The following is an 18,795-nucleotide window of genomic DNA, read 5'->3' on the forward strand; positions in this document are numbered from 1 at the left end:
CGATTCCGCGCGGCCCACTCGGGCGCCAGGTTCACGGCCACCAAGGGTGAGCGCTGTGAAGGTACTCCGCACCTCAGAGGCCTACCAAGCGCTGCGTGAAGGGCGCGTGTGGAAGCTCCTGGCCGCCGACCTGGGTCCGGTGGTGCTGGCCATGCTGAACTCACTCTTCATGCAAGAGGACAAGGTGCTGCCAGGGTCCGTCCTGTTTGAGCGGCTCACCCGGGACATCGACGCCTTGCGCGGGCAGGGGCACATGCTCCCTCAGGCGGCGCAGGCCTACACCGCTGACTGGCTGGCCCAAGGCTGGCTCACCCGGCGATTTCCGGCGGGGGCGTCCGAGGAGGTCTATGAGCTCACCGCCGACGCGGCCACCGCGCTGCGCCTGGTCAACAGCATCCAACGCCCCCGCACGGCGGCGACCGAGAGCCGGTTGGCCAACGTGATGCAGCAGGTGATTCGCCTCGCTGAGGAGACGGACGCGAACCCCCAGACTCGGCTGGCTGCACTGATGGCCGAGCGCGAGCGCATCGACCAGGAAATCGCTGCGGTTCGGCGCGGAGGCGTGAAGACCTTGCCGGAGGACCGTGCGGTTGAGCGCGCACGAGAGGTCATCGCGCTCGCCCAGGACCTGGCGGCCGACTTTCGAAATGTTCGCGACGCCTTCGACCGGCTCAACCGAGAGTTGCGCCAGAGCCTGATGGAAAACGACGGCAGCCGAGGCGACGTGCTGGAGCACCTGTTCGCCGGCGTGGACCTGATTGCAGAGAGCGACCCGGGGCGCACCTTCACGGCGTTCTGGCGCCTGCTGACCGACGGCGAGCAGTCTTTTGCGCTGACCGAAGCCCTGGATGCCGTCACCAGCCGCGGATTCGCGCGTCGCCTGGACGTGCGAGAACGCCGCTTCCTGCAGTCGTTGACCGCGACGCTGATGGCCGAAGGCGGTGAGGTGCACGAAGTGCTGCAGCAGTTCGCGCGCAGCCTCAAGAGCTTCGTGCAAAGCCGGGAGTTCCAGGAGCAGCGCCGTCTGCATGCGCTGCTGAAACAAGCCCAGCTGGCCGCCCTTGCCGCGCGGGACCATGTCCGTGCCAACGAGCTGATGAACTTCGACCTGTCGCTGACCAGCAGCCGCATTCGCTCGGTCGCGCAGTGGGGCCTGTACGACCCGAATCTGCGGGTGCCGGACGCCAGCATGGACGACGCGGCGCCATCGCACTGGCGCATCGAAGACGTCGAAGAACTGGTGCGGCACTCCGAAATCGACTTCCGCACCCTGCGCGAGAACATCAAGGCCGTGCTCGTCGACACGTCGCAGGCGTCCATTGCCGACGTGCTCACACGCTTCCCGGCCGAGCAGGGCTTCGGCTCGGTGGTGGGCTACGTTGCGCTCGGTGCCAAGCATGGGGAAGTGACCGATGCCATCCAACAAGTTTGCTGGCAAGGCAAGGACGGTGAGCACCGCAGTGCCCACGTCCCGGCCATCTATTTCCTGAGGGAGAGGTTCCTTGAACTATTCCAGTGAGCCCGTGGCCGAGGACCACGTCGACCAGGCGGAATCCGCCCCATCGAGCGACGCGGCCGCAGCCTTCGCAGGTGACATGGGTCAGTTGGCACTCGAAACTCGCCGAGCGCTCGTGCAGTTGCTGCTCGGCCCTTCCGTCGATGGTCATCGACAGTCCAAGCTGTGGCTCGTGCTGTTGCGTGACGAGGCCATCCTGCGCTCCCGGCTGCACGACCTGTTCCTCGACCTCGTCGTCGACCGCGAGCAGAAGGTTGCCTTCACCCGCCAGGTGGTCGCTGACAACATCGACGCACCGGTCCTGCTGCGCCGCGCCGCGCTCACCTTTCTTGAGTCGGCGCTGGTCTTGTTCCTGCGTCAACGCCTGACGCATGCGGACGCCCAGGGCGAGCGTGCCGTGGTCTCCAAGACCGAGGTGGTCGAGCACCTGCGGGTCTTCGAGCGGGACAAGAACGTGGACCATGCTCGCTTCGAACGGCAGATGGAGAACGCGCTCGAGAAGGCCAAGAAGCTGAGCCTGCTGCACAAGCTCCGTGGGGGCGATGAGCGCTTCGAGATTTCGCCGACGCTCAAGCTGTTGTTTCCGGCCGAGGAGATACAGGCCCTGGCGCATTCGTACACGGCCATTGCCCAAGCCGGGGGGCAGCCATCCGAAGGCACCCTCGACGCTGCCAGCACGAGCGCCAGCCATGAGGGCCTCGCCACCTCGCCTGGGGTCGACGACGGCGACGAGGAGGTACTCGAGTGAGCGCGGTCATGACCACCCAGAGCCTCTTCCCGATGGACGAGCCGCCCGCTGACGCGGGCGAACGCGACCAGATGAGGCTGCGCCAGATTCAGCTCTTCAACTGGGGCACCTTCCAGGGGCTGCTGCGCCTGAACATCGCCGAGCAGGGCTATCTGTTCGTCGGTCCCTCCGGTTCCGGCAAGTCGACCGTCCTGGATGCCCATGCTTCGCTGACCACCCCGCCGAAGTGGGTCGACTTCAACGTCGCAGCGCGAGAGGCCGAGAAGCGCAGCAAGGACCGCAACCTGCTGACCTATGTCCGCGGTGCCTGGGCCCAGCAGACCACCGACTCAGGCGAGTACGCCTCCCAGTTCCTGCGCTCCGACACCACCTGGACAGCCGTCGCGGAAACCTACCGTGACGGCAACGGGCGTGTCGTCGTGCTGGCCCAGGTGCTCTGGGTGCGCGGCAAGTCGACCAGCCTGTCCGACGTGAAGCGGCTCTATCTGGTGCTCGAACGCGAACTGGACCTGCAGGAGCTGCAGTTCTTTCCCGAGCACGACTTCGACGTCCGGCGCTTCAAGTTCGACCTGCCCGACGCCTTCGTCCGGGATGAGTTCAGCGCTTACCAAGAGCGCTTCCGGCGGCTGCTTGGCATCGAAAGCGAACGGGCCCTGCGCCTGCTGCACAAGACCCAGGCCGCCAAGAACCTGGGTGACCTGAACGAGTTCATGCGCGACTTCATGCTGGAGCAGCCGGAGACCTTCAAGCTGGCCGAAAAACTCGTTGACCAGTTCGCCGAGCTGAACGAGGCCCACCGTGCGGTGGTCTCGGCACGACAGCAAATCGAGACGCTCAAGCCTGCCCAGGAAGAGGCGCAGGAGCGTGAGAAAGCGCGCCTCTCCAAGAACGAACTCGACGAGCTGTCGGCCGGCGTGGACAAATACAAGGAGCAGACGCGCAAGCGTCTGCTCGATGAAGCCGTCGCGGAACAGCAGACCGACCTGGCCGGTATGGTCCACGAAGCGGCCCGCCTGGACGGGGTCGAGAAAAACGAGTTTGCGAAGCTGCGCTCGCTGCAGGACCAGCGCAGCGGCATGGGCGGCAGTCTGCTGGAGGACCTGTCTGCCCAGTTGGAGGCTGCCGAGACCACCCGGCACAAGCGGGTCGCCAAACGCGAGACGGTTCACGCCGCGTGCGGCATCCTGGGCTGGGCACCGCCCGATAGCGCGGTGTGGTTCACCCGGCGCAAGGACGCGGCCAGGACGGCCCTGCACGAAGCTGATTCCAAACGCGAGCAGCAAGCGGACAAAACCTACAAGCTGCGCAAACAGTCCGATGAGGTCGCAGCCCAGTTCCAGCAGGTCGTCACCGAGGTCAAGTCCCTCGAACGCCAGCGCTCGAACATCCCGGCCCGAATGCTGGCGGTGCGCGAGCGGATGGCCCACGCGCTGGGCATCGCCGAGGAACGCCTGCCGTTCGTGGGCGAACTCATCGAAGTCCGCAAGGACGAGGCACCGTGGCGCGGTGCCATCGAGCGGGTGCTCAACGGCTTCGCGCAATCGCTGTTGGTCGAGGACCGCCACTACGCCCAGGTCGCGGCCTACCTGAACGAGACGAACGTCGGTGAGCGGGTCGTCTACTTCCGGACGATGTCGCAGGCGTCCGCGCCTCGCAGCCCCAGCCAGAACTCCCTGATTCTCAAGCTCAACTTCGCCAATGCGCCGCAGGCCGACTGGGTCAAGGATGAGCTCAAGTCGCACTTCGACTATGACTGCGCGGAAACGGTCCATGCCTTCCGCGCAGCCTCTCGCGCCATCACCCGCGAAGGTCAGGTCAAGCACAACAGCACTCGGCACGAGAAGAACGACCGCCACCGGGTCGACGACCCGAGCCGCTGGGTGCTGGGCTTCGACAACGCCGCCAAGCTCGCCCACTTCAAGGAGGAAGCTCACCGGCTGTCTCAGCAGATTGAAGACCTGCGCAAGGCGCTCGAGGCGGCGAAGACCGAAGAGTCCACCGAGCGTGAACGGTTGAAGGCCTACACCCAGTTGGCGAACACCGAGTGGGACGAGGTCGACGTGAACTCGGCCATCGGCTCTATCGATGCCTTGAAGGAGCGCATCGACCGCGAGAAGGCTGCGCGCCCGGACCTTGCCCGGCTGGACGACGACATCAAGTCGCAGGAGACCCTGCACAACCGGGCCCGGCGCGCCTGCAGCGACTACCTGGGGCGCATGTCTGCTGAGAAGCTCAAGCTCCAGGACCTGCAGCGACGCATCGAGACGCTCCGCCCGGAACTCTTGATGGTCGAGCTCACGCCCTTCCAGCGGCGTGGTCTCGACGAGCGGTACGCCCGCTACCTGCCGGACATGACCTGGGAGACGCTCGACAACGCCACCACGCAGGTCGTTCGTGGCATCAACATCGACGAGCGTGAGGCAAGCCAGCGCATCCTTCAACTTGAAAACAGCATCGAGCGTCGCCTGGCGGATTTCGTGCGTCTGTGGCCGGCCGACTCGGGCGGCCTGGACCCCAAGATGGCCAGCGCGCCCGACTTCTTCGCCAAGCTGATGCGCCTGGAAACGGACGGGCTGCCGAAGTACGAGCAGCGCTTCCTGGAGCTGTTGCGCGACCAGAGCGCCCAGAACCTGACCATGCTGCAGACGCAGCTGGACCAGGAGCGCAAGGCGATTCGGGACCGCATGACGCTCGTCAACGAGAGTCTGGCGACAGCGCCCTTCGGGCCCAACACGCACCTGGTCATCGAGACGCAAGAAAAGCTGCTGGAGGACGTGGTTGCTTTCAAGCAGACCCTCAAGAGCGCCCTCAGCAACATGTTGACGACCAATGCGAAGGAAGCCGAACAGCGGTTCGAGGTCATCAGCAGCCTGGTCAAGCGGCTGGCCAGCCAGGAGACGGCCGACAAGAACTGGCGTGCGCTGGTCCTGGACGTCCGGCAGCACGTGGAGTTCGTCGCCCGCGAGCTCAACGAATTTGGCAAGGAGGTGGAGGTCTACCGCAGTGGCGCAGGTAAGTCTGGCGGTCAGCGGCAGAAGCTGGCAGCGACCTGTCTGGCGGCGGCGCTGCGCTATCAGCTGGGTGGACAGGACCGCGCGCTGCCCCGCTTCTCGACGGTGTTCCTGGACGAGGCCTTCGACAAGGCCGACGCCGAGTTCACGACCATGGCCATGAACATCTTCAAGACCTTCGGCTTCCAGATGGTTGTCGCCACGCCGCTGAAGTCGGTGATGACGCTCGAACCCTTCATCGGCGGAGCCTGCTTCATCCACATCAAGGACCGCAAGACCTCCTGTGCCATCCCCATCGACTACGACATCCAGGCCAAACGCCTCCTGTTGACCACGGGCACGGACGATGTCGAAGAAGCTGCTGACGCCTGACCAGGTCAAGGACTGGCTCATCCGCCGGTACAACAACCAGCATCGCGCCTGGCTCGAAGGCTCCGGTGAATGGCCCCTGGAAGTCAGCCTCGGCGTCCCCACGGAAGCGGATTTCACCGCTGACGTTTCGGCGGTGCGCCAGTGGGTCGATGCATGGACAAACTGGCGCGGCACCGGCGAGCTGCGCCAGGAGTCGCGCAAGTACATGCGCCTTGGCTCGCAGACGCTGCCATCCACGGTCGTCCTGCGGGGGGCCGAAGAAGTTGCCGCTTGGTGCGGGCAGGAGCGGCGCTGGCAGCGGGCGGTCCAGCGTCACACCGACCTGGTGTCACGCTGGCCGCAGTTCCAGGAGCGCAGAGGATTGGCACGCTACTTCGACGTGCTGGCCGACTATGCCGAGGCGGACTACGCTCGGCTCCAGACTGTTCTGGCCTGGATACTCGCCCAACCGGCATCGGGTCTGTACGTGCGGCAACTGCCTCTCGAAGGGGTGGACACCAAGTGGCTGCAGAAGCGCCGGGGCCTCATCGTGGACCTGCTGGGATTGCTTCGTGGCGGCGAGGTCGAGACGGACTTCTACGCGGCCTGCGGCCTGGCTCGCATGCCCCATCGGGTACGCATGCGGGTCTTGTGCCCCGCCCTGCGGGCTCAGGTCGGTGGACTGCGGGACATCGAGGCGCCGGTGGAGGAACTGGCGTCTCTACAGCTTGTGCCGCAGGTGTTTTTGATGGTCGAGAACCAGGAAACGGGCGTGGCGCTTCCCGACATGGACGGGGTGGTTGCGTTCATGCGCTTGGGCGGTGCGGTGTCAGCGTTGGAGGCGATTCCCTGGCTGAGGAAATGTCCTGCGGTGTACTGGGGCGACATCGACACCCACGGACTCGCCATCCTGGCGCTCGCTCGAAGAATCTTCCCATCGGCACGGTCGGTGATGATGGATGTGGCCACGCTCGAGCGGTACGCCGAGCTGACGGTTCAAGAGCCAGCGCAGCATGCGGACGCTGAGCTTGCGGAACTGACCCCGGAGGAACGCGAAGTGTTCGACGGCCTGCGCTCAGGCCGCTGGGGCGCGAAGATTCGCCTCGAGCAGGAACGCATCACATGGCCCGATGCCATGGATGCCCTGCAGGCAACCGTTGAGCAAGCGAGACAGCACCGGGCAAATGCTTGAAATAGGAAGAGTGCGCACGGGTGTGAGCCACCCGGTCGATGACGTCTTGGACCACGGCACGGTGACGCGGGAGCAGCTCTTCGACATGGTCTGGCAAGAGCCCATGCTGAGAATCGGCGAGCGCCTCGGGGTGTCGTCGAGTTACATGGCGCGGGTCTGCACGGAGCTTCGAGTACCCCGGCCGCCCCGTGGCTACTGGGCGAAGCTGGAGTTCGGCAAAGCGCCGGAGCGGCCTGCGCTGCCGAAGTCGAGACCAGGGGACGTCACCGAGTGGCAGCCGGGTGCCGTCATCGGCAAGAACGAGCGTGAAGCTGGCTGCCGGGCGAAGAGCGCTGTGTCGGTGGACGACGCCCGTTCCTCGGTCCCTGGGAAAACCGTGCAACGGCGTCCGCGCGAGCCCCGCCTTGTCGAGAAGTGCCACCCGCTCCTGGTCGGCGTAAAGTCGCACTTCGCGAAGACGCGTGACAGTGACACGGGCATCCTGCGCCCGTTCAAGCGGCTGTTGGTCGACATCCTCTCATCGAAGGAAGGACTGGATGCGGCGATGGGTGCTGCCGACCAACTGTTCCAGGCGCTGACCGCCCGCGGCCATCGGGTGACGATTGCTCCACATGGCGGGCAGTTGCGCCGCACTGAGGTTGACCTGCGCGAGGCCCCCCTGAAGGGCCACTACGTTCGGAGTGCTTGGTCCCCAGAACGGCCAACGCTGGTGTACATCGGGGAAGAACCCATCGGCCTGACGCTGTTCGAGATGACCGAAGCGACAGAAATGCAGTACGTCGGCGACAGCACCTACGTTCCGGTCAGCAGCTTGTCGCCGGCACAGCTGCGTCGGTACGAGCAGTCAAGGTACTGGACGACGACCCAGGAACGGGCGTCCAAGCGTCTTCGACTTCAGGCGTACTGCCCAGCGTGGCGGGTGACTTGGGTGCAGCAGTGGTCCGAGGCCAAGCCGGGGCAGTTCGCGTCAATGGTGCCTGACATCGTCCGGGAGCTCGAAGCCGCCGGCCCGAGGCTTTCGGCGCAAATCGAGGCGGCGAGGATAAAGGCCGAGGAAGAGCGAAGAAAGTGGGAAGAAGAAGACCGCCGACGCCGCGAAGCGGAAGCTCATGCGCTCCAAGAAAAGCGACGCCAGGAAGCCCGGAAGGACCTGATGGCTGCCATCGCCGCATGGGATGAGGCCCGGGTCATCGCCGAGTACCTTGCCGAGGTGGAGCGCTCCGCCCAGCAGCTCGATGGCGATGAGCGCCAACGGTTGCTCCACCGCATCGCGCTCGCCAAAGAGCTGGTCGGGAACGACAACCCGTTGGACCAGCTCCTGCGCTGGAAGGCGCCGGGCGAGCGAGGTCAGGTCGTCGGTGTTGGCGCATCTTGGCACCGGGTTCGCCCTTGACCGGGCAACGGCCAACGTCGAAGACCGGTTCGTGCAGCGCTCTGGCTGCCCGAAGTGCAACGCCCAGCACGCAGTGCGCAACAGCCAGGCCGGCGGCCTGCAGCACAAGCCCGGGGACGTCTCACACCATGAACACAGACTCCATCCGGCGGATTTCGCTGTTGGGCAGCGCGAGCTTGATGGCGTCCTCCTTCCATTCGGCCACGGCGGCTTTGATGTCGGCCAGTAGTACCTTGGCATTGCCCGCGGTCAGTCGGTAAAGTTCGGCGGTACGCATCACTGCGTCGATGCTTGGCTCGGCGTTGGCGCCGTCGAGCGTGAGGGCATGGGATGTCTTGGCCAAGTTGGGGTTCATGTCGAACGCCGGCGCGAGGTGCCAGCCCGTGGGCAAGCGCAGGAAGCCGTGATTGCGCAGGTGGTCGTCGCGGTTGCCCACGAGGACATTGAACAGCACCCGGCGAAATAGTTCTTTCAGGTCAGCGTCGACCGACCCCTGAGCGCCGTTGTCGGAGATGAATTCGGCGATGTCGAGGTAGCTCCCTCCTTCTTCGCCATCGCGCCGCTCCAGCAGGGTCATGGCCGACGAGTACATTCGGCGCCCCGCGGGCTTGCGGTCAAACCGTGCCGAGCAGAAGGTCCCGTACGGGGCTGACAGCCGCTCAAGACGGGCGTCCGGCACGTCGAGGCCAGCGCGATGGGCGAGTCGATTAACGAGGTACTCCCATCCGCCCCAGTCGTGACGGTCTTCGTTCGAAGGGAACTTGGCAATCCAAAGACGTTTGTTCAGGTCGACAAAGTTCGCCTTCGGACGCGCACCGCCAAGGGAGGTGCCCGGCGCGATGAGCATCGCCAGCCAACGCTCGTACTCCGGGAGCTTTTCGGCCCCCGGCTCTTCGATGCGACGGCTGATTTCTGCGAGTTCCGCCAGCGCTGTCGCCGGCGGCGCACCGAACTTGCCGTTGTCAAGAAACGGCCCGCTTGCCTTGCGGAATCTCAGGCCACCGAGGCGAGTCTCGTCAAGCACCCCGAGCAGGAAGTCCATTTCCTGGAACGGGCGTGGTTTGCGATTTTCGCGCTCCGCTACGGCGGCTTCCCTGCGCTCCAGCAGCACCCGCCCCCAGCGGTCCGGTGCCGAATCCATCAGCACACCGAAAGCCGCCGCAGGCGGCAGTACGTGCTGCTCTCCTGCGTAGAGGTCCAGCCTCGGGTCCAGCATGAACTTGTTCTGGCTCGCGAGCCACGTGGCGTCGTATTCGAACGAGGCAGCGAGGTCGGTGCGTACGTCGTGGCGATGCAACGCGCCCACCCGCTGCGGGACACACAGCTCAGGGGCGTCGAGGTGCACCTCGTAGGAATTGCGTGCCTTAGCCACGTTTGTCCTTCACGACCACGCGGGTCCGTTGCACTTTGAGCATGGCTACGTCCTGCAGCTTTTTTCCGAGTACGTCATCGCTCGCCAACGTGTTGATGTCCTGGTCCAGTCCAAGGACGCGCAGCGCGCGCATGTACGTTCCGATGGCGATGGTGGGGTCGCCCTGCTCCAAGCGACGAATGGTTTCGCGCGAGACGCCTACACGTTCGGAGAACTGAACCGTCGTCAGTTCACGCCTCAGGCGTGCCATCTGCAAGCGCTCGCCGAAGGCGCGCATCTGCTTGAGCACAGATGGGAAAGAGGGATGTGATTCCTTTGCCATGCCACATATTTTAGGCAAATCGGCTTTCTTTGTCCATTTAATGAGGCGCAAAAAGAAGGCAACCGTCGAGTGCCGTAGGGTTGCCGGCCTCGGACGCCTCGCGCCACTGCGGACGCCGGGCAGCGCGTCACTGTTGGCTTTGGCCGACGGCTCCCGAAGCCGTCCGCAGTTCACGCGAACAGAGCCAAAAACAGTCCCTGACCGATGTGACTCGTCCGGCGACTGATCACCATTGCGTCCATGGGTCGGTGACGTCAGCGTCCCTTCTGCAAGGAGTGCAGACGGCTTGTAGACCCTTGTCAAACACAATCTGGTTGCCTGCCAGGCTGCGCCGCGGCCAACGGTTCGCAGGGCGGGCGCCACCTCGCCACGGCCCCGTTGAGACGTTCATGCCGTTCTTCATCAGGTCGATGACGGTGTACGCTCACAGAACGTTGACCAGGTCAGTGGGTCCGGGAGGTGGTTGAGCGCCTCGCTCGGCCAGAAAGCTGGCTTGTTTTGGGTCGGCTCCAGATCGATCCCCGCCTGTTCCGAGCGCCTGCGCTCGCTCACGCGGTGAGCCTGCCGTGCAGACTTAACGCTGTGTCCTGCAGTGCCCCTTTACCCCTTCATGTCGGGGGCGGGCATCAGGGTTGACCCCGCTAAACTGGTTTGGCCATACACAGGCACACAACCTCAACACCGGCCCGGGTCGCTCGCTTGATTTCCGCGACCCACGGGCCACGGGAGCAAGTTCCACATGATGTCGGTCTCATCTCAAGGCGGCGTTGCCCGCGCTCGCCAGGTCAATCTCTCTTCGTCCCTGCGCCTGGTTCGCGGACTGGGCCTGGTGGCTGCGGCAGTGGCCCTGGTGGCTTGCGGCGGTGGCAAGGAAGGCGGCGCCACGCAGGTCGCGGCCAAGGTCAACAAGGAAGAGATCTCGGTCCACCAGATCAACTTCGTGCTGCAGCGCCAGCCCAATCTGAAACCCGAACAGGCCCAGGCGGCCAGCAAGCGTGTGCTCGAAGGCCTGGTCGACCAGGAGCTGGCCGTGCAGCAGGCCGTCGAGCAGAAGCTCGACCGGGATCCGCGCACGGTGATGGCCATCGAGGCGGCCCGCCGCGAGATCCTGTCGCGCGCCTACATGGACAAGCTCACCGGTGGCGTCGAGAAGCCGACGGACGCCGAGATCAGCCAGTTCTACGCGTCCCGCCCGGCGCTGTTCTCCCAGCGCCGTGTCTATTCGCTGGTCGAGTTCAACATCGAGGCCGGTGGCGACAAGGCCCAGAAGGAGGCCCTGGCGGCCCAGTTCAATGGCGTGAAGGGGGCGGACGCCCTGGCCGCGCAGCTGCGTGCGGCCGGCGTCAAGTTCGCGGCGCGCCCCAGCACGGTGCCTGCCGAGTCCGTGCCGACGGCGCTGCTGGGCAAGCTGTCGACGATGGGCGAAGGCCAGGCGATGTCCAACGTGACGCCGGTGGGCATCAACGTGCTGGTGCTCAATGCGGCGAAATCGGCTCCGGTGAGCGAGGCGCAGGCCAAGGCGGCGATCACTTCCTTCCTTGTGAATGACAAAAAGCGCAAGTTGGCCGTCGACGAGATGAAGCGTCTGCGCGAGGCCGCCAAGATCGAGTATCTTGGCCAATTCAGTGGCGGTGTTGCATCTGCTAACGTATCCGCATCCGCTGCGGAAGAGCCGGCCTCGCTGCTGCCGGCCGCAGCGGCAGCCTCGGAAGCGCTCGACGCCACGGACCTCCAGAAGGGCCTGTCGGGCCTGAAATGAACCCACGCTCGCTCCGCGCCACGCCATGACTCAATCGACTCGCCACACTGCTCACTTCGAGGAAGCCCTCATGACGCCTGAATCCACCCTGACGGCAGCCCCTGCCGCACCGAAGCGCCCGGGCGCCGTGTGGTCCCGGCGCTGTGCCGGAGCCCTGGCCGCGCTGGTGATCGGCGCCGCGCCGATGCTCCAGCCGGTGTCGGCCGCCGCCCAGGGGGTCGCCGCCCAGGCCGATGCGAAGAAGGACTACGTGATCGGTGCCGGCGACGTCGTGCGCGTGATGGTGTTCCAGAACCCGGACCTGACGCTCGAGACCCGCGTGTCCGAGTCGGGCACCATCAGCTACCCGCTGCTGGGCCAGGTCCGCCTGGGTGGCCTGTCGATCACGAAGGCCGAGGCGCTGATCGCCGACGGGCTGCGCAGCGGCAACTACGTGCGCCAGCCGCAGATCACGCTGATGGTCACGCAGGTGCGCGGCAACCAGGCCAGCGTGCTGGGCATGGTCAACCGCCCGGGCCGTTTCCCGATCGAGGTCAGCGGCATGCGCGTGAGCGAGCTGCTGGCCACCGCCGGGGGCGCCCTGGTCAGCGGCAGCGACATCGCGGTGCTCAGCGGCATGCGCGGGGGCAAGCCTTTCCGCAAGGAGGTCGACATCGGCGCGCTGTTCACCGGCGCGAAGTCGGCCGGCATCGAGGATCCGGTGATCCTGGACGGCGACACGCTCTACGTCGACCGCATGCCGATGATCTACATCTACGGTGAAGTGCAGCGTCCCGGCACGTTCCGCCTCGAGCGCGACATGACGGTGCTGCAGGCGCTGGCCACCGGTGGCGGCCTGACCCAGCGTGGCACGGCCAAGGGCCTGAAGGTCCACCGCCGTGACGCGTCCGGCGCGATCAACGTGTTCCAGCCGGCCATGACCGACCCGGTGCTGCCGGGTGACGTGGTCTACGTGCAGGAAAGCCTGTTCTAAGCCTGGAAGGCGCACCCCGATGAGCTTCCCCCAGTTTCTCTCCATCCTGCGTGCCCGCTGGAAGGCCGCCCTGGCGGTCCTGCTGGGCACCGTCGGCCTGGCGCTCGGTTTTGCGCTGATGCTGCCTCAGCAGTTCACCGCCACGGCGGCGGTGGTGGTCGACGTGAAGCCGGATCCGATCCTGGGGGCCATGATGCAGTCGGCCAACACGGCGGTGTCGATGTCCACGCAGGTGGACATCATCAAGAGCGACCGGGTGGCCCAGCGCGTGGTGCGCGAGCTCAAGCTCGGCAACAACCCGCAGCTGCGCCAGCAATGGCGCGACAGCACCGGGGGCGCCGGCAACTTCGAGTCCTGGGCGGGTGATCTGCTGGGCCAGAAGCTGGTGGTGGTGCCGGGGCGTGACAGCAACGTCATGAGCGTGACCTACACCGCGGCGGATCCGAAGTTCGCCACGGTGATGGCCAATGCCTTCGTGCAGTCCTACATCGAGACCAGCCTGGAGCTGCGGGTCGCGCCGGCCAAGCAGTACGCGAGCTTCTTCGACGAGCGCATCAAGGCCTTGCGCGACAAGCTCGAGGCGGCCCAGACCAAGCTGAGCGTCTACCAGAAGCAGAACGGCATCCTGGCCACCGACGAGCGGCTGGACATCGAGAACCAGCGCCTGGCGGACCTGAGCGCCCAGCTGGTGGGCCTGCAGGCGGTCGCCGCCGAGTCCCGCAGCCGCAATGCCGCGGCCACGCAGGGCGGGGACCAGCTGCAGGAAGTGCTGAACAACTCGGTCGTCGCCGGCCTGCGCAGCGACCAGTCGCGCCAGGAGGCACGTCTGCAGGAGCTCAGCGCCCGGCTGGGCGACTCGCACCCGCAGGTGGTCGAGCTCAAGGCCAGCATCGGCGAGATGCAGCGCCGCATCGAGACCGAGTCCCGCCGCGTGCGCGGCAGCGTGACGGTCAACGACACCGTCAACCGGGCCCGCGAGGTCGAGCTCAAGACCTCGCTGGAAGCCCAGCGCGCCAAGGTGCTCAAGATGAAGGAGCAGCGCGACGAGGCGATGCTGATGGTGCGCGAGGTCGAGAGCGCGCAGCGCGGCTACGACGCCGTGGCGGCCCGCTACACCCAGTCCAGCCTCGAGAGCCAGATGAACCAGACCAACATCACGCTGCTGACCGCGGCCACCGAGCCGTCGTCGCCGTCGGGCCCGAAGGTGCTGCTGATCGGTCTGCTGTCGCTGGTGGCCGGCCTGCTGCTGGCGCCCGGCTTCGTGGTGCTGCGCGAATTCTTCGATCGGCGCGTGCGCACGCTCGACGACCTGTCCGGCTCGCTCGGCCTGCCGGTGCTGGGGGTCGTGCCGCGTCCGACGACGGGCCTGCTGGGCCAGTCGTCCGGCCGGCTGATGCTGCCGGGCCAGGTGATGGCCCGCCTGCCGCAGCAGAGCCACTGACCCCCCTCGATCGACAGGAACGGTATGACAGCCTCTGCCCGCAGCACCTTCAAGTCCGCTGGCCCGCGTCCGGTCTCCGGCGACGATCTGGCGCAGCACCCCGAGCAGGACCGCACCATCGGCGAGATCATCCGCCGGGCCAAGAACCTGAGCGCCGAGCAGGTGGCCGCGATCTCCGAGCACCAGCGCACCCACAACCTGCGCTTCGGCGAGGCGGCGGTCGCGCTGGGCCTGGCCACCGAGGCGGACGTCGTCTTCGCGCTGTCCCAGCAGTTCCACTACCCGTTCACGCCGGAAGGCCGCAACGGCGTCAACCGCGAGCTGGTGACCGCGTCGCAGCCCTTCAGCGTGCAGGCGGAGGCCTTCCGGGCGATCCGCAGCCAGCTGATGATGCGCATCTTCAGCGCCACCGAGCCGCGCCGGGCGCTGGCCGTGGTCAGCCCCGATTCGGGCGACGGCAAGACCTTCTTCGCCGCCAACCTCGCCGTCGTGCTGGCCCAGCTGGGCAACCGCACGCTGGTGGTCGACGCCGACCTGCGCGGCCCGCGCCTGCACGACGTGTTCGGCATCCCGAACGCCTCGGGGCTGTCGGGCATCCTGAGCGGGCGCCAGGAGGACAACGTGATCTTCCAGGCCCCCGACCTGCCCAGCCTCTACGTGATGCCGGTCGGCGTCACGCCGCCCAACCCGCTCGAGCTGATCGAGCGCCCGGCGTTCCGGCTGCTGATCAACGAGCTGCTGCGCAAGTTCGACCATGTCATCGTCGACACCCCGGCGGCCGTGCACGGCAGCGACTTCGCCGCGCTGGCCTCGCGCTGCGGTGCCGCCCTGGTCGTGGCCCGCAAGGACCGCTCGCGCCTGAAGGAGATCGAGCAGGTGGTGCAGACCGTCATGACCGGCAACGCGACCGTGGCCGGCGTGGTGATGAACGAATACTGATCCTTTCCCTCCACTTCCGAGACAGGCCGCTGCGGTGCAGATCCTCCAGTCCTATGTCAGTGCCGTCTTCGGGAAACGCGAGGCGTCCGACACGGCCCACCTCACGTTCCTGGTCGTGGCGGCCGGTTTCCTGGCGATGTTCGTGCCGGTCTACCTGGACCTGGCGCGCCACATCTGGTCCACCGACGAGCAGGGCCACGGCCCGATCATCCTCGGCCTGTGCGCCTGGCTGATCTGGCGCAGCCGCGAGGCGCTGATCGCCTTGCCGGCCCGGCCCGCGCGGCGCACCGCCGCGGTGCTGATGGCGCTGTGCTGGCCGGTCTACGCCATCAGCCTGTCGCAGGGCATCACGACGGTCGAGGGCCTGCTGCAGCCGCTGGTGGTGATCGCGCTGCTGCTGTGGTTCAAGGGCTGGCCCGGGGTGCGCCTGATGTGGTTTCCGCTGGCCTTCATGCTGTTCATGGTGCCGGTGCCCTCGACGGTGGTGCTGCAGGCCACGATGCCGCTGAAGGTGGCGGTCTCCAGCGTGGCCGAGCCGCTGCTGCACGCGCTGGGCTACCCGATCGCCCGCACCGGGGTGATCCTGCAGGTGGGCCAGTACCAGCTGCTGGTGGCCGATGCCTGCGCCGGCCTGAACTCGATCTTCACGCTCGAGGCCCTGGGCCTGCTCTACCTGAACATGAAGGGCCATGCCTCGGCCGCGCGCAACCTGGTGATGGCCTGCCTGATCTTCCCGGCGTCCTTCCTGTCCAACGTGATCCGGGTCTGCACGCTGGTGCTGGTGACCTACCACTTCGGCGACGCCGCAGGGCAGGGCTTCACCCACACCTTCGCCGGCATGGTGCTGTTCCTGTGTGCGCTGGTGATCATCATCGCCCTCGACCACGTGCTGGACCTGGTCTGGAAAGTCCTGCCCGCCCGGACCACAGGAGCCCCCCGATGAACGACGAACGACGCCAGCGCCGCCAGCTGCTGCACGCCGCCGGCCTCGCGGCGGTGATGGCCAGCGCGCCGGTGGCCGCCTGGCGCATCCGGCCCGACGAGCCGCTGACGCTGTCCTATCCGAAGATGGACCTGGAGCAGCAGATCCCCGAGGTGTTCGCCGGCTGGCGGGTCGACCGCAGCCTGACGCCGCTGGTGCCCGATCCGGTGCTGCAGCAGAGCGTGCAGGCGACCTACGACCAGAACATCGCCCGCACCTACATCAACGACCGGGGCGAGCGGGTCATGGTCACGGTGGCCTACGGCGCCGATCAGGGCGCCGAGGCGACCCAGGTGCACCGCCCCGAGATCTGCTACGGCGCCCAGGGCTTCGTGGTGCGTCACCAGGCCGATGAGCTGCTGGCGCTGCCGGAGCACCGCATCGCGGTGCGGCGTCTGTTCGCCTCGCTGGGGCGGCGCATGGAGCCCGTCAGCTACTGGGTCACGCTCGGCGACACCGCCAGCCTGCCGGGCTGGCGCCGCAAGCTCGAGCAGATCCGCATCGGCCTGGCGGGCAAGTACGCCGATGGCCTGCTGATGCGCTTCTCGAGTTTCGGCACCGACACGGCCGCGGCCTACACCCTGCACGACCGCTTCGTCCGCGACCTCTACGCCAGCGTGGCGGCGGACGTGCGTCCGCGCTACTTCGGGAGCTGAGTTTGCTGGCCGCCTCGGCACGCCTGCCTCGACCCCTGAACGCCCGCAAGCCGGTCGACACCGACGCCGATCAGGTCTTTCCGGGCTACGGGCAGTGCGTGTTCCTGCTGGTGATGGCCGTGTCCTACCACTGGCTGCTCACCTTCGCGCACACCAACCTGCACATCCAGCCGACCACGACGCTGGTGGGCCTGGTCGAGCTGGCCCTTTACCTGTGGGTGATCGTGCTGGTGCTGCGTGCGCCCCGCAGCATGCCCTCGATCGTGCTGTTCCTCTTCACGATGGCCACCATGTTCGTGCTGGCCGTGCTGCGCGAGGGTTATCTGGACCCGAAGGCGATCCGCGACCTGCTGATCCCGTTCCTGTTCTTTTTCCTCGCGTCCAGTCGTCGGGCGACGGATGCGTCCGAGCGGCGGCTCGTGAGCGCGGTGTTCTGGGTCGTCGTGCTGGGTGCGGTCGTCGAGGTCGGGCTGGCCGGCGACTACGGCCGGGTCTTCAATACCTTCAACTACCACGTCGCCATCGGCACCATCTCGGCCGAGTCGGCCCATTTCAGCGGCATGGACGTGACCCTGAACGCCTTGCGTCCCCAGGGCATCGGCACGACCGCATTGAACTGGCTGGTCGGGCAGCGCCGCATCTCGTCGGTCTTCGTCGAGCCGGTGTCGCTGGGCAACTACTGCGTGGTGATGTTCGCCTGGATCTGCGCCCACCCCTGGGCCGAGGTGCGCCGCCTGTGGTGGATGCTGCTGATGGTCGCCTTCCTGATGCTGCTGTCGGACTCGCGCTTCGCGATGGTGGCCGTCGGCGCGCTGGTGCTGATCCGCTGCCTGGTGGCGCCGGGCGCGATGAAGGCGCTGGCCATGGCCTCGCCGTTCGTCGGGGTGGCGCTGGCGATCGGTCTGGCGGCCTTCCATCCGATGCATGGTGACAACCTGCCCGGCCGCCTGACCACCAGCGGATACGTGTTCATGGATTTCCCGCCACAGGCCTATTTTGGTCTGCACGCCTTTGCCGCCCGTTTTGGCGACATGGGTTATGCCTATGCGCTGACCCGGTTCGGCCTGCCTCTGGTGGTGGTGCTGTGGGGCGTGGTCGCCCTGAGGACGGCCCGCACGGATCGGCAGACCCGCTTCCAGTCCCTGGCCTTGATCTACATTTCGATGATTCTCAGCATTTCAGGGTCATCGGCCTTCGCACTCAAGACGGCCGCCCTGACCTGGTTCCTGATCGGGCTGGGCTATGCGTCGTCGGGGCCCGCCACGGCTGCCGTGCCGCCGGGTGGTGCCATCGTTGCGCCCGGACGGGCGCGCAGGGGAGTGTTCCAACCATGAGCCACGACTCCTCGTTGATCAAGCCCGCCTTGGGCGACCGGCCTGCCGCGCCTGGCACCGGCGGTGAGGGGGTGCTGCTGGCGGGCTTCCAGCTGGAGCGCCACACCGACGGCAGCCTGATCCAGCTGCTGCGCCAGCGCCTGGCCAGCCGGGTCTCGACTGCGCTGTTCTTTGCCAACACCAACCTGGTGGTCACCGGGCAGGGACTGCTGCCGCAGCTGCGCCATGAGACCGCTGCGGTCGTGGTCAACGACGGCCTGGGCATCGACATCGGCATGGCGATGCGTGGGCATCCGAAATTCGCCCAGAACCTCAACGGCACGGATTTCATCCCGCTGCTGCTGACCGAGGTTCCCGGGCTGCGGGTCTTCCTGTACGGCGGCCAGCGGCTGTCGGTCGAAGGCACGGCCCGTCGCATCGAGGCGATGGGGCATCAGGTCGTCGGTTGTTTCGATGGTTATGACAGCCAGGAGGCCGAGGTCGTCGAGGCGATCGGCCGCACCCGGCCCGACGTGATCCTGGTGGCCCTGGGCAATCCGCGCCAGGAAGCCTGGATCCTGGACCACATGGCCAGCCTGCCGCCGGCGGTGCTGGTCGGTGTCGGCGCCTTGTTCGATTTCATGTCCGGACGCATGCCGCGTGCGCCCCGCTGGGTGCGGCGCCTGCGCATGGAGTGGCTGTACCGGCTCTACCGCGAGCCCCGGCGTCTGGCCCGGCGCTACACGGTCGACTTCGTGCGCTTCCTGGTCCTGTGCCTGTGGCCGGCCCGCTGAACGGGGCCGGCGTGGCGGCCGCCATGGAGCCGG

The 18,795-nt window shown here is 66.7% G+C and carries 15 protein-coding genes; 13 read left to right on the plus strand and 2 right to left on the minus strand.

The window, feature by feature from the left end:
- Positions 1-55 precede the first annotated feature (55 nt).
- From C7444_RS12510 to C7444_RS12530, 5 genes are read left to right on the plus strand one after another with little or no spacing between them, the layout of a single operon-like run.
- Complete coding sequence (locus tag C7444_RS12510; RefSeq protein ID WP_259372558.1) at positions 56-1,519, plus strand: DUF3375 domain-containing protein; 1,464 nt, start codon at positions 56-58, stop codon at positions 1,517-1,519.
- Positions 1,503-2,264 carry a DUF4194 domain-containing protein gene (locus C7444_RS12515; protein WP_245909540.1) on the plus strand — a complete coding sequence of 254 codons (762 nt, stop codon included), beginning with the start codon at positions 1,503-1,505 and terminating at the stop codon, positions 2,262-2,264. Before C7444_RS12510 ends, C7444_RS12515 begins: the two co-directional genes overlap by 17 nt.
- Before the next feature lie 8 nt (positions 2,265-2,272).
- The gene (locus tag C7444_RS12520) at positions 2,273-5,647 is read left to right on the plus strand and encodes an ATP-binding protein (protein WP_245909541.1); all 3,375 of its coding nucleotides are present in this window, start codon (positions 2,273-2,275) and stop codon (positions 5,645-5,647) included.
- Complete coding sequence (locus C7444_RS12525) at positions 5,622-6,818, plus strand: DUF3322 domain-containing protein (RefSeq protein ID WP_110401197.1); 1,197 nt, start codon at positions 5,622-5,624, stop codon at positions 6,816-6,818. Before C7444_RS12520 ends, C7444_RS12525 begins: the two co-directional genes overlap by 26 nt.
- A gap of 46 nt (positions 6,819-6,864) precedes the next feature.
- On the plus strand, positions 6,865-8,211 hold the full coding sequence (locus tag C7444_RS12530) for a hypothetical protein (RefSeq protein ID WP_146219393.1): 1,347 nt from the start codon (positions 6,865-6,867) through the stop codon (positions 8,209-8,211).
- A gap of 121 nt (positions 8,212-8,332) precedes the next feature.
- Here C7444_RS12530 and C7444_RS12535 read toward each other — a convergent pair whose 3' ends face one another.
- Together C7444_RS12535 and C7444_RS12540 are read right to left on the minus strand one after the other, a co-directional pair.
- Positions 8,333-9,583, minus strand: a complete 1,251-nt coding sequence (locus C7444_RS12535; RefSeq protein ID WP_110401199.1) for a type II toxin-antitoxin system HipA family toxin — start codon at positions 9,581-9,583, stop codon at positions 8,333-8,335.
- Complete coding sequence (locus tag C7444_RS12540) at positions 9,576-9,905, minus strand: helix-turn-helix transcriptional regulator (protein WP_211317544.1); 330 nt, start codon at positions 9,903-9,905, stop codon at positions 9,576-9,578. Before C7444_RS12540 ends, C7444_RS12535 begins: the two co-directional genes overlap by 8 nt.
- 829 nt (positions 9,906-10,734) lie before the next feature.
- Here C7444_RS12540 and C7444_RS12545 point away from each other — a divergent pair.
- The 8 genes from C7444_RS12545 to C7444_RS12580 all read left to right on the plus strand — a co-directional run bounded on the left by C7444_RS12545 (position 10,735) and on the right by C7444_RS12580 (position 18,762).
- A complete protein-coding gene (locus tag C7444_RS12545; protein ID WP_245909542.1) occupies positions 10,735-11,664 on the plus strand; it encodes an EpsD family peptidyl-prolyl cis-trans isomerase in 930 nt (309 codons plus the stop codon).
- Positions 11,665-11,734: 70 nt separating this feature from the next.
- Complete coding sequence (gene epsE / locus C7444_RS12550) at positions 11,735-12,637, plus strand: polysaccharide export protein EpsE (protein ID WP_245909543.1); 903 nt, start codon at positions 11,735-11,737, stop codon at positions 12,635-12,637.
- Positions 12,638-12,656: 19 nt separating this feature from the next.
- The gene (gene epsF / locus C7444_RS12555) at positions 12,657-14,078 is read left to right on the plus strand and encodes a chain length determinant protein EpsF (protein ID WP_110401200.1); all 1,422 of its coding nucleotides are present in this window, start codon (positions 12,657-12,659) and stop codon (positions 14,076-14,078) included.
- A gap of 24 nt (positions 14,079-14,102) precedes the next feature.
- On the plus strand, positions 14,103-15,017 hold the full coding sequence (locus C7444_RS12560) for a polysaccharide biosynthesis tyrosine autokinase (protein WP_110401201.1): 915 nt from the start codon (positions 14,103-14,105) through the stop codon (positions 15,015-15,017).
- 34 nt (positions 15,018-15,051) lie between these two features.
- Positions 15,052-15,960: an exosortase B gene (gene xrtB / locus C7444_RS12565; protein WP_211317545.1), complete on the plus strand. Its 909-nt coding sequence runs from the start codon at positions 15,052-15,054 to the stop codon at positions 15,958-15,960.
- Complete coding sequence (gene epsI / locus C7444_RS12570; protein ID WP_110401202.1) at positions 15,957-16,655, plus strand: exosortase-associated protein EpsI, B-type; 699 nt, start codon at positions 15,957-15,959, stop codon at positions 16,653-16,655. Before xrtB ends, epsI begins: the two co-directional genes overlap by 4 nt.
- A gap of 2 nt (positions 16,656-16,657) precedes the next feature.
- The gene (locus tag C7444_RS12575; RefSeq protein WP_110401203.1) at positions 16,658-17,989 is read left to right on the plus strand and encodes a hypothetical protein; all 1,332 of its coding nucleotides are present in this window, start codon (positions 16,658-16,660) and stop codon (positions 17,987-17,989) included.
- Complete coding sequence (locus C7444_RS12580; RefSeq protein WP_110401204.1) at positions 17,986-18,762, plus strand: WecB/TagA/CpsF family glycosyltransferase; 777 nt, start codon at positions 17,986-17,988, stop codon at positions 18,760-18,762. Before C7444_RS12575 ends, C7444_RS12580 begins: the two co-directional genes overlap by 4 nt.
- Positions 18,763-18,795 lie beyond the last annotated feature (33 nt).

Source organism: Sphaerotilus hippei (assembly GCF_003201595.1).
Lineage (GTDB): Bacteria > Pseudomonadota > Gammaproteobacteria > Burkholderiales > Burkholderiaceae_C > Sphaerotilus > Sphaerotilus hippei.

Excerpts from the sequence above, each read along its gene's own strand:
- C7444_RS12580 (WP_110401204.1), top strand. The coding sequence starts at position 17,986 with ATGAGCCACGACTCCTCGTTGATCAAGCCCGCCTTGGGCGACCGGCCT.
- C7444_RS12560 (WP_110401201.1), top strand. The coding sequence starts at position 14,103 with ATGACAGCCTCTGCCCGCAGCACCTTCAAGTCCGCTGGCCCGCGTCCG.
- C7444_RS12520 (WP_245909541.1), top strand. The coding sequence starts at position 2,273 with ATGACCACCCAGAGCCTCTTCCCGATGGACGAGCCGCCCGCTGACGCG.
- C7444_RS12525 (WP_110401197.1), top strand. The coding sequence starts at position 5,622 with ATGTCGAAGAAGCTGCTGACGCCTGACCAGGTCAAGGACTGGCTCATC.
- C7444_RS12540 (WP_211317544.1), bottom strand. The coding sequence starts at position 9,905 with ATGGCAAAGGAATCACATCCCTCTTTCCCATCTGTGCTCAAGCAGATG.
- epsF (WP_110401200.1), top strand. The coding sequence starts at position 12,657 with ATGAGCTTCCCCCAGTTTCTCTCCATCCTGCGTGCCCGCTGGAAGGCC.
- epsI (WP_110401202.1), top strand. The coding sequence starts at position 15,957 with ATGAACGACGAACGACGCCAGCGCCGCCAGCTGCTGCACGCCGCCGGC.
- epsE (WP_245909543.1), top strand. The coding sequence starts at position 11,735 with ATGACGCCTGAATCCACCCTGACGGCAGCCCCTGCCGCACCGAAGCGC.